Origin of the sequence: Caproicibacterium amylolyticum, assembly GCF_014467055.1 — a bacterium.
Taxonomy (GTDB): domain Bacteria; phylum Bacillota; class Clostridia; order Oscillospirales; family Acutalibacteraceae; genus Caproicibacterium; species Caproicibacterium amylolyticum.
The window spans coordinates 2754452-2764985 of record NZ_CP060696.1 but is presented as its reverse complement, the minus strand read 5'-3'; the positions used below and the strand labels follow the sequence as shown (position 1 = coordinate 2764985).

Below are 10534 nucleotides of genomic sequence, written 5' to 3'. Positions count from 1 at the left end.
TACAGAAATCCCAGTAAATAAGCCATTTCTGTGGTTTTTGGTTTTTTAAACTGTACACTCAAATCGTGATTTTGCTTGTTCATGGGAATCGGTCTATCGGGTCGGATTCCGTTCGCGAGAGAACAGAATTGATAACGGGCTTTCACGAGAGAACAGAATAGATGTTTTGCGTTTTTGGGGCTTGGTGAGAGAACAGGATAGATGTTTTTTGAGTTTTGGCGTGTGTGCGGGAACAGGGCGAGACGTATAAATTTAAGTGGTGAGGAGATAAAAAATGAAAGCGAAAATATTTCTGGCTTGGCAAAGTCAAGAGAATGATATAGCACGCTTTATTAAAAAACAACTTTCTAAATCCAAAAAATACTTATTACAGACAAAACAATTAGATTTAGATATCATCTTTGCACCTACTCAAGAGGAGTCGGGTTCTCCCGATATTATAGAAAAAATATGGAGCCAAATTTCAGATAGCGATGTATTTATAGGCGATATATCACATATAGCATTACTTGAAAACGAAGCTCAGGTTTCAAATCCTAATGTAATGTATGAAGCCGGTATTGCAACGGCTCTACTAGGGGAATCTCGTACGATTTTATTGGTATCAAAATCAAGTAATATTGAGAAGTTAGCCTTTGATATTAATCACAAAAGAATCTCGACTTTTGATATCAAAAATAACGATTTTTATAAAGAATTATCTGATTGGATTAATTGTGCAATGATAGACGCAACCAATCAAGGATTTATTAAGCAGTACTTAGTAAAAGATATTTTAGAGGAAATGAAAATTCTGTATAATAATCTATTTCGTCTTATATACGGAACTGAAGCCATTGAATATCCAATGAACTTTAAAAATATCACAATCGAAGAAATAACTAATAAGTTAAAAGATAATATCTATGACGTATTCCAAGTCAAGATAGACTACGCAGAGATAATTTCAAATATAGAAAAAAATATCAATTCGATGTATCCTTCTGGAAATAGATTTCTAATATACAATGCAATAAAATTAATAGACTCTCTGAGAAGTTATCAAGCAATAAATGAGTTAAATGATTATAAACAGTTTGAGTGTTTAGGAATAGACAAGAACTGCATTTATAATTTGATGGATTGCAACAGTTTTCGCCTAGAAAGCATAAAAAATTATGATGAATTAGAAAGTGGCCTTTACTTTAGAAAAGATGTAATGTTACTTTCGAAAGTTTCCCCTGCTTTACCACATATTAATGTATTTAAAAAGTCAGGCATATCTCAGGCCATGCTGGAATGTCAAACTAAAGTGGAATACAACATGACAATTGCGTTAGTTACGAAATATAGATTTAAACAAGAAGCGGCAGTTGATGAATATGCTGAGAGAATTTATTCAATGCTTGAAACGATGAATAGTATTCTGGATTATCTTAAGCTTGAACCGTGTAATCAAAATAAAGAAAAAGGGACAACTACAGGGTTGATACACTTTTCCAATTGAAGTACGTACCTCCTAAAAGATTTATGATTTTAGTTTAAATAAAGGGAGAAGGCACCCTACGTCAAATTTCGTAGAGTGCCTTGCTTGTTTTTGCCCTTATTCATCCACATCCATCATCACACCGGACTTAAATTCCACCGTGAATTTCCCCTCGTAGACGGTGACTTTTTCAATCAGTCGCCGGACAAGCGGCTCGTCGTATTCCGTCAGGGTGGTGGGCTGTTCCCGAAGGAAGGTGCCCATGTCGGCGATGCGTTTTTTCTGCTCATCCCGCCCGGCACTTTCCAGCTGAAGCTTCTGCTTTTCCTCACGCAGACGGTAAAGCAAAAAAATACTACCCGTCCATTGATAGGCTTGATAGTTGGAACAAAATAAAAAGGACAAAGCAACTCTTTGCCTTTTTCGTCTTACTCCATGTATTAGCTTTCGTATATGGTAGCTATATCATGTATTCTACGCTTCATTTCTGTGCGGATATGTAACGGCTCTAAACACTCGCATTTATCCCCAAAACTGAAAAGAATATCATAGTGGTATTCATTTTCTATGAACGGAAAACTGACAATGTAATACTCGTCGCCGTCTGGTGAAAAATCTTCATAGGGGCAATAATCAAGTACCCTATCCATGATAGATTTATGAATACGAATTTTGATTTTTATTTGCATGGTTGCCAATATATCATCAAATTCTAACTGCGGTTTTGGAAAATCCCGTGGTGTGAAAGTTTCCGTTTCCATTTGCAAGTTCGATATGCGGGATAGTCTGAATAAACGAAAATCATTTCTTTTATAGCAATACCCTTGCAAATACCAATGACTACTTTTCAATACAAGCTGATACGGTTCAACTGTTCGTGTGGTCTTATTTCCGTTGTGGGCTACATATTCAAACGAAAGTAGCTTGCTTTCCTGCAAAGCTGTTTTGATAATCTCTAAATATGGTTGTATGCTCCTGTTACCCATCCACGGACTTAAATCTATACATATTTGATTTGCTTTTAATTCAATGTCTTTCGCTCTGTCGGCGGGGATAAAACTCTTGACTTTCGCAAGGGCGTTTACCAGTTCATCACCCCGTATCATGTTGGAAAGACTGGAAAGCCCCATCAAGATAGCGGAAAGGTCGGCAGTCGAAAAAACCTTTCTATCAATCTTGTATTTCTGCATAATTTCAAAGCCGCCGCCCACTCCCGATGTTGAGCAAACAGGAATACCCGCTATGTTGATGGTGTCTATGTCTCGGTAGATTGTGCGGGGTGAAACTTCAAACATATCTGCTAACTCCTGTGCGCCAATCCGCTCTTTATCAAGGAGTATCATAATAATGCTAACAAGCCTGTCTACTTTCATCTGACAGCCGCCTTTCAAAACTTCTTTTTTGATTGTTGCCATACTGTTGTCAACGATTACATGGTACTATAAAAAAGCAAACAAATCAATAAAGCAATGAAAGAGGAGAAATTTATGTTTACAATCTATGTTTATGTTCTTGATACTTTAGCTGACTGGGAGTTGGGGTATGTAACTGCGGAGCTGAATTCCGGTCGATTTTTCAAAAAGGGCGCGCAGCGTGTATCGCTCAAAACGGTTAGTTGTTCTAAAGAGCCAATCCGTTCAATGGGCGGGATGACAATCGTGCCCGATTGCTTAATTGATGATATGGCTGTGAGTGAAACAAGCGTGTTGATCCTGCCGGGCGCGAATACATGGAACGACCCAAGGCATGGCGCTATCATCGAAAAAGCCAGCGAATTTCTCTCTGCAGGCGCTACGGTGTGTGCAATCTGTGGGGCGACCGCTGCACTGGCGAGTGCCGGGCTTTTGGACAACCGGCCGCATACCAGTAACGGGCTGGGATTTCTTGAAATGGTTTCTCCTGGTTATAAAGGGCAAGGTTTTTATATAGACAAGCCATCTGTAGCGGATAACAACCTTATTACTGCAAGTTCCACCGGAGCTTTACTGTGGGCGAAACAAATTATTGAGCATTTAGGTGTTTTTCAGTCAGACACACTGGAAGTCTGGTATGAATATTTCAGTACCGGTGAGGCTAAACATTTCTTTGCCCTCATGCAAACATTACCGTCTGGGAATGAAAACTAATACATCTTTGTCATAAACAGGACATAGACCATATGGGATGCCTAACAAACAATCTTTTAAAAGTCACACCAGACGGATTGCTTTCTGCAATCCTTTTATCCGGGACGAGGATTACGTTTGGGTGGAGTACCGCAGAGTCCTTCATCGAAATTATAACATTTACAAGCGGCGGCAAACAGGCTGAGATAAGCCCGTTTACCGCCACTTTTTTCAATGCACACCCCTAAAACAAAATGCACACCCCCAAGAGTGCATCGTGGAAGAATAATTAAATTGTATCAGTAACTAACTCTCCATACAAATCAAGACGTCAATAGTAATACTCTGTTGACGCAAACCCCGGAAAGCCTTTGTTTATCGGCTTTCCGGGGTTTTTCATTTACATTATGCACAAGCTGTGGTTTCAGGTGGACAAGGCGTTTTTGCCCAGTGTACAAGCCGTTTTCGAGGTTTGCATTGGGACAAAATAAGACCGGTTACACTAAAACACGAAACGGCTTGTGCATAATGTTTTAGTGTAACCGGGGTTGTACAGCCCGCTAAATTATTAATTCAACAGGAATCGGAGTCACCACTCCTGATACTTTCTAACAAAGCACCCATTTGTAAATGTGCTTTTATCTAAGCTTCCAATTTCATTATCAAATAAAGAATCTTTCATTTTTGTTAACATTCGGGATATTTTAAAATTAGAGTTATCTATTTTCCCTTCACCTATATATTTTTCAATAATATATTCTATTTGTTCCTGTGGCTTGTCCCTATAATACTCTATCAAAATATCCATTACCTTAATCTGTAGTTCTAAAGAATCATAAGCTAAGTCATAATATGATTTCATCGTTTTATTATCTACTAAATCCTCGCCGTTTACTGTGATTACGCCCTCATACATCTTGGTAAATACAAAAATTGTTAAAAGATACGTAAGTAATAAGAATTTATGGCCAGTATAAGTGAATCCACTTGGACTGAAATAGCAGGATATTGCGCCGTAGCTACAATGTGTATATTGGCATAAGAAGGGATATAGCTGATCATAATAATCTTTCTCTTTGCCCATGATAATACTTCTTGGATTTTTAATGTCCCCAACTTTTTCATTGTTTTTAGTAAATATGCCAGATCTCCCGTGAGACTCATAATAATCAAATGAAACACCTAATGGTGCAAGTACGAAATTGTCTACTACTTCCTTTTGCTTTTCATTGTCGTCAATGTTTTCTCTTACATACCGGCTAAGAATATGATTTTCAAATATCGAGCGAATGAGCGCAAAGCAATCCTCTGAAAAATTATAATCCTTACATAGTAGCAATTGATGAATTGCCAATAATGTCTTTGTGCTTTTTGCAAAAGCAAAATAATCATAATCATAACTTAATTTTGAACTATATTTTGAATCATCTTCAATTACCCCTGTTGCAGAATAAATTTTTAATATGTCCATAAGTCCATCAGGCACACAAGAAATATTACAGAAATTACGTGATTTCATTATTAATCGATTCACTAATTTACTGCACATGCTAATAAAACTATCCATGTATGTCACCTGCTCCTATTATGACTTTTGAAATGAAACAAAATATTGGTTCGACAGCATAACTTTTTCTTTATTTATATACTACATTTACCGCTCTGTAATGTCAACATTCACCTCCTGCCCGTCGCGGAAGCGCACCACAATATCCTTCTTTGTTCGGACGGTCATGCGCTCGACCGATGCCCGCCAGAGCGGCTCGTCAAAGGCAGTCAGCAGGCTTTCGCGTTCCCTGACCGTATCCATAAAACGCAGGATATTTTCCCGCCGAACTCGTTTAGCTTGCTTCTCGTCGGCAACCTCAGCGAGCCGCCCTTTGACCGATTCGTAGCGGCTGTTAAGTTCCGCATAGCGTTCGCGCAGTTCATTCTGATTTTGTGCCTTCCGGGCGCTTTCGTTCACCAGCGCCTCCATCTGGGCGTGGATTCCGTCTGCGCGCTCCTTTAAAACGCATTCTTCTGTATCCAGTTCGCCGGTGTCGGCAAGAAGCTCCAATATAGGTTCGAGGTTTGCTATGTACCGTTTGCGGTCGCTAATAATCTGATTGAGCGCCAGCAGAAACGCTTCTTTAATCTCTTCTTCCGTAACATGGATGGAAGGACACACTTCTCCGCGCTCCGGATATTTCGCGTTGCACTGCCAGACCTGACGTTTCACAGGCTGGCGGTTTTTTGTCGTAGTCCACGTTTTGCGGGAATAGACTTCGCCGCAGTACGCACAGAAAATCTTGCCGGAAAAGCAGCTGACACTGCTTCGCTTATATCCGGCGGTGATGACTTTTTCAAGCTCTGCCTGTACCAAATCAAACATCTCAGGCGAAACAATCGCCGGATGCGAATTTTCTACATAATATTGAGGAACCTCGCCCTCGTTACGCTTCATTTTTTTGGAGAGAAAGTCCACTGTAAAACGCTTTTGCAGAAGCGCATCGCCCTTGTAACGCTCATTGGACAGAATGCTGCGCACAGTGCTGACCGCCCAGTTCTGTTTTCCGCCGGGGGTGGGAACACCGCGCTGCGTTAATTCTCTGCATATCTCGCGAATGGAGATATTGTTTAAAAACATTTGAAATATCTCACGGACAATCCGGGCTTCTTCTTCCACAATCTTCGGTTTGCCGTCCGCGCCTTTGATATAACCGAGAAACCGCCCGTAAGGCATCGTGACCTTTCCGTCGGAAAAGCGTTTTCTTTGCCCCCATGTCACGTTTTCGCTGATTGACCTTGATTCCTCCTGCGCCAGCGACGACATGATGGTCAGAAGCAGTTCGCCCTTGCCGTCAAACGTCCAGATTGATTCCTTTTCAAAATAGCACTCCACATGTTTTTCTTTCAGCTGGCGTATGGTGTTCAGGGAGTCTACGGTATTCCGTGCGAAGCGGCTGACCGATTTAGTAACAATCAGATCAATTTTCCCCGCCAGAGCGTCCGCGACCATCTGCTTAAATCCCTCGCGGCGTTTGGTGTTTACCGCTGAAATTCCCTCATCTGTATAGACCTTGATGAACTCCCAATCATCGCGCTCTTTGATGTATTTTGTGTAATAATCCACCTGTGCCTCATAGCTGGTTTGCTGTTCCTCGCTGTCGGTGGATACCCGCGCGTAGGCCGCCACGCGCCGTTTCGCGGTGGGGTCACCGAAAGCGGATTTTTGGTGAAGACCGATAGTCGCGGGAATGACCGTTATCTGTTTTTTGCTCACCAGTTTTTCTCCTTTCCCCGCTGCTGAAGGGCTCTTTGCCGGGCGGCTTCGCGCATTTCAGGCGTCCAACTCTCACGGCGCGACGGGTTTTGCCATTCGCGCTCAATTTCCGAACCGTTCTTCATGCGGAAGATCAGCCGGTTCGCTTCCGGCACCATAACTTCGGATATTTGTGAGATACCGCCTACTTCCTCTGCCAGTGTTTCCAAAACAGACTCCGGGATCTGCTGGCTGTCGCATTCGGCCTTTCCCAGCGTATTAAAGGTAGCGCATATCCACACGATTTTCTCATAGGGTTTTCCTGCATTGGCGTGCTTGCGCCGGTAGGGCGCGCCGCATTTTCCGCATCGAATCAGCCCGGTAAATGGATAACTGTCAGGTGCTTTCCTTGGGGGATGAGAATTAGCACGGCGGTCTATTTTATCCTGCACGGCGTCCCATGTATCCCTGTCAATAATTGCCTCGTGGCTATCCTCCACAAAAAACTGCGGAAGCTGCCCTGTGTTCTTCATTTTTTTCTTTGTGAGGTGGTCTCGTACAAAGGTTTTCTGTAAAAGCATAGAGCCTATATATTTTTCGTTTCGGAGAATACCGGAAACCCCGCCCTTGCTTATGAACACGCCGCGCGCACGGAATTTTTTCACGATTGCGAGCATACCCATGCCGCTTAGATAATCTCTGTAAATTTCCCTGACCGTTTCGGCCTCCTCCGGTACAACGGTCAATACTCCGCCGGAAAGGCGGTAACCGAGCAGCCTTCCCGTGTTGGGGCGGCCCTCCTGAAAGTCCTTGCGAATCCGCCACTTGCAGTTTTCAGAGCAGGAACGGCTCTCCTCCTGCGCGAATGAGGATAGGACGCTCAGCATGAATTCGCCCTCGCCGGAAAGCGAATGGATATTCTGTTCCTCGAAAAAGACGTCCACTCCGATGGCTTTCAGTTCCCGCACCGATTGCAGTACGGTGACGGTGTTTCTGGCAAACCTCGAAATGGACTTTGTGATGATCATCTGGATTTCTCCGGTGCGGCACCGGCTCAGCATTTTCTGAAAGCCGGGACGTGACTCTTTTGTCCCCGTAAATGCCTCGTCGGAAAAAACTCCGGCATATTCCCAATCAGGATTTTTGCCGATCATTTCACTGTAATAGCTGATCTGCGCTGACAGGCTGTGAAGCTGTTCGTCGCTGCCGGAGGAAACCCTCGCGTAAGCGCAGACACGCTTTTTTACCGGCTCCGGCGCGGGAGTATAGATTTGTCTTACCTGCATTAAATTCACCTTCTTCGTTACCATTAACGCTCTGAAAGCAAGGCAAGTCAAGCGATGACGGCCTATTCCATATCATTCCTGACGTGCTTCGGGGAGTTCTATCCGGCGGAACACCGGACAGTAACGGTCAAGGTACATCGTATCAATGCGGGTGAACTCCTCGCGACTGATGACACCCTCCTCCAGCATTTCACGCACCAGTGCCATAGCGGTGCCGTAATCAAGTTCTTTTTGAAACTGCTCGCGGTTCATTTCCATAATGCTTTGCCTCCCCGAAACGAGCGGATATGTAACAGGCGTGGCAGCAGTAGCGCTGTTTAGAATCTGCGAATTTTTCAAATTCCTTTCCGCAGTGGGCGCAGACCGAACGGCATAAAGCTTCTTGGTGAACAGCGCGCCGGTTATGATTCCACCAAGCCTCGCGGCATTTGTCACAGCAGAATTTCTTCGGCTTCTTTTTCGCCTCATGTGGGATTGCTTTGCCACAGTTCAGGCAAAAGTTACCGAAAGGGATTCGCGGCTGCTCAGTGGAAGCAGCGGGTGTGACATGGTGCCGCCAGCAGAAGGTTTTCACCGTGTTTTTGGGCAGGCCAAGCTTTTTGGCAATCTCGGTGAGATTCGCCCCCTGCTCTCTCAATAGAACTATTTCCTGTTTCTGCTCACCGGTCATGCGACCGCCCCCCTTACGGCAAAGCGCTAAAATCAACAGTGTTCCGTCCGCCATGATCAATACACCGCGAGCCAGTGGATTCCCCAGTTTACACCCGAGGATGTGACCTCATTGGTGATTTTGACTGTGAACCCGGTCGTACTTGTGCTTTTGATGACGCAGTAGCCGAAGCCGTTCGTGTTGAACGACGTCAGGACATACGGAACCACCGGCAAAGTCGTTCCGAAGCTGATGTTGATATCCGCCGAATAGTAGATGGAACCGTAGACCGTCTGTGTGGCAGTGGTCCCGGAGGCCGCGCCGCGCAGAATGTGCAGCCCGCCCACGGTATCGGCGCCGGGATGATAGCCGTCGCTGTAAGCCTTGGAACCGGAGATATAAACGTCGCCGCTGACGTCCAGCGCCCCGTTCTCCGGGATTTTGTTGACGCCGATCTGTCCGTCGCGGATGGAAAAGACCGGCTTTGCCGTGGGCAGCAGGGCAGACTGTACGGTTGAGACATAATAGTCGGACGCCGCGATCTCAAAGTTGAACGACGAGTCGATATCGAAGTTCCCGATGCTGGCGTTGAACGAGAAATCACCGCCGCTCACGGTCGGCGTGACGGGGACATAATCGCTCCATGTGCTGGAAGAAGTTGTCTTGTACCGGTATTTCAGAAAATACTGGCTTTTCATTACCATGTAGGCCGCGTATGTTCCGGCGCATTCCAGCACCGTTCCGGCTTCGATGTTGTTCACGCGCGAGAGTGAAACGGAAGAAATCACCGGCGGGGAATAGGCAATCGTGGAAATTGCCGTGCTCTGCTGAGCTGTGTTGCCCCGGCTGTCCACGACGGTCACGATCAGGCTGTCGCTCGCGGACACGGTTCCGAAGCTGATCACGCTGGAATTGCTCGTCACTGTTTTTGAGCCGTACTGCACCCGGTAGGAAGAAACCGTCGCGTAATTCTGTGCCGCCGCGCCGGTCACGGTCACCCGGAGATTCGACTTTGTCTGGACGATCTGCGAAGAATCGCCTGTCAGCGCGACGGTATTGGAATCCACATCGGCATAGGAGAAATTGGCGAATGATGGATTGCTGTTAACCACATGGGCCGTAATTCCCAGTTCCGTGTATCCGACCACGCTGCCGCCCGCGTCGTAGGTGATGAGCCGCAGCGTGCCGGTTCCGGTATTTGTGTTCGGAATCTGCTGGTACATGGCCGAGGCCCACCCGGAGGTGTTCCAAACATAGCTGTCGGTAATATCGTAGGTAATTGTTGTAGCATAGCCGCCGAAATACAAATTCAGTGCATGCGTAAAGGAAATACTCTTCCGGTTCGTGTAGATTGTAATGGAACTGCCGATGTTGAAAGAACCGGATGACGCCGTGATTTGGCTCGCCCTTGGAATCGTTGCCAGTGTGATGTTCTGGGAAACACTGAGATTTTCCAGTTTTGAGGTGACGCTGGAATTGAAGTATCCTGTGATGTTGACGATTTTTGTACCGTCGGCATTGTGCGCTACAGTCGCGGTCGCCGTGCTGCCGATCTGCACCCAGCTCGACCCGATCGTGAAGCCCGCCGTGTATGTCATAGCCCGAGCGCCGTTGATGTTGATATACGCTGTACAGGAATCGGCATACGACGGTCCGTAGCTGTCGCGGTGAACATACAGGGAAGCGGTGACCGCCGATGTGTTCGCGGAGATATTTTGGGTGTAGGAATAGACTACCTTGACCTGCGAACCGTTCTGCAGGGCGCTGATGATTTCACTCATACGG

10 protein-coding genes are annotated in these 10534 nt (G+C 45.3%); 2 read left to right on the top strand and 8 right to left on the bottom strand.

The annotated features are described in order from the left end of the window. Positions 1-274: 274 nt before the first annotated feature. Positions 275-1486 carry a hypothetical protein gene (locus H6X83_RS13300; protein WP_212506932.1) on the top strand — a complete coding sequence of 404 codons (1212 nt, stop codon included), beginning with the start codon at positions 275-277 and terminating at the stop codon, positions 1484-1486. A 96-nt stretch (positions 1487-1582) separates the two neighbouring features. On the opposite strand, the gene H6X83_RS13295 is transcribed toward H6X83_RS13300, so the two are convergent. Together H6X83_RS13295 and H6X83_RS13290 are read right to left on the bottom strand one after the other, a co-directional pair. Next, the gene (locus tag H6X83_RS13295) at positions 1583-1813 is read right to left on the bottom strand and encodes a hypothetical protein (protein ID WP_246419301.1); all 231 of its coding nucleotides are present in this window, start codon (positions 1811-1813) and stop codon (positions 1583-1585) included. Positions 1814-1905: 92 nt separating this feature from the next. Next, positions 1906-2838: a helix-turn-helix transcriptional regulator gene (locus H6X83_RS13290; RefSeq protein WP_212506931.1), complete on the bottom strand. Its 933-nt coding sequence runs from the start codon at positions 2836-2838 to the stop codon at positions 1906-1908. Positions 2839-2952: 114 nt separating this feature from the next. Here H6X83_RS13290 and H6X83_RS13285 point away from each other — a divergent pair, with 114 nt between their 5' ends. After that, complete coding sequence (locus H6X83_RS13285) at positions 2953-3591, top strand: type 1 glutamine amidotransferase family protein (protein ID WP_212506930.1); 639 nt, start codon at positions 2953-2955, stop codon at positions 3589-3591. A 568-nt stretch (positions 3592-4159) separates the two neighbouring features. On the opposite strand, the gene H6X83_RS13280 is transcribed toward H6X83_RS13285, so the two are convergent. The 6 genes from H6X83_RS13280 to H6X83_RS13260 form a co-directional block, all read right to left on the bottom strand. Further along, positions 4160-5137 carry a hypothetical protein gene (locus H6X83_RS13280; protein ID WP_212506929.1) on the bottom strand — a complete coding sequence of 326 codons (978 nt, stop codon included), beginning with the start codon at positions 5135-5137 and terminating at the stop codon, positions 4160-4162. An 87-nt stretch (positions 5138-5224) separates the two neighbouring features. Beyond that, positions 5225-6835, bottom strand: a complete 1611-nt coding sequence (locus H6X83_RS13275) for a recombinase family protein (RefSeq protein ID WP_212506928.1) — start codon at positions 6833-6835, stop codon at positions 5225-5227. After that, positions 6832-8100: a recombinase family protein gene (locus H6X83_RS13270; RefSeq protein WP_212506927.1), complete on the bottom strand. Its 1269-nt coding sequence runs from the start codon at positions 8098-8100 to the stop codon at positions 6832-6834. Before H6X83_RS13270 ends, H6X83_RS13275 begins: the two co-directional genes overlap by 4 nt. Positions 8101-8172: 72 nt before the next feature. Next, positions 8173-8358 carry an SHOCT domain-containing protein gene (locus H6X83_RS13265; RefSeq protein WP_246419298.1) on the bottom strand — a complete coding sequence of 62 codons (186 nt, stop codon included), beginning with the start codon at positions 8356-8358 and terminating at the stop codon, positions 8173-8175. After that, entirely contained in the window at positions 8321-8770 is a 450-nt protein-coding gene (locus H6X83_RS14880; RefSeq protein WP_484484220.1) for a helix-turn-helix domain-containing protein, read from the bottom strand. The genes H6X83_RS13265 and H6X83_RS14880 overlap by 38 nt, the downstream gene beginning before the upstream one ends. Before the next feature lie 56 nt (positions 8771-8826). Beyond that, a complete protein-coding gene (locus H6X83_RS13260) occupies positions 8827-10530 on the bottom strand; it encodes a DUF859 family phage minor structural protein (protein ID WP_212506926.1) in 1704 nt (567 codons plus the stop codon). Between the last annotated feature and the right edge of the window lie 4 nt (positions 10531-10534).

Coding starts and splice junctions, on each gene's coding strand:
- H6X83_RS13280 (WP_212506929.1), bottom strand. CDS start 5,137: ATGGATAGTTTTATTAGCATGTGCAGTAAATTAGTGAATCGATTAATA.
- H6X83_RS13290 (WP_212506931.1), bottom strand. CDS start 2,838: ATGAAAGTAGACAGGCTTGTTAGCATTATTATGATACTCCTTGATAAA.
- H6X83_RS14880 (WP_484484220.1), bottom strand. CDS start 8,770: ATGACCGGTGAGCAGAAACAGGAAATAGTTCTATTGAGAGAGCAGGGG.
- H6X83_RS13270 (WP_212506927.1), bottom strand. CDS start 8,100: ATGCAGGTAAGACAAATCTATACTCCCGCGCCGGAGCCGGTAAAAAAG.
- H6X83_RS13285 (WP_212506930.1), top strand. CDS start 2,953: ATGTTTACAATCTATGTTTATGTTCTTGATACTTTAGCTGACTGGGAG.
- H6X83_RS13260 (WP_212506926.1), bottom strand. CDS start 10,530: ATGAGTGAAATCATCAGCGCCCTGCAGAACGGTTCGCAGGTCAAGGTA.
- H6X83_RS13300 (WP_212506932.1), top strand. CDS start 275: ATGAAAGCGAAAATATTTCTGGCTTGGCAAAGTCAAGAGAATGATATA.
- H6X83_RS13265 (WP_246419298.1), bottom strand. CDS start 8,358: ATGGAAATGAACCGCGAGCAGTTTCAAAAAGAACTTGATTACGGCACC.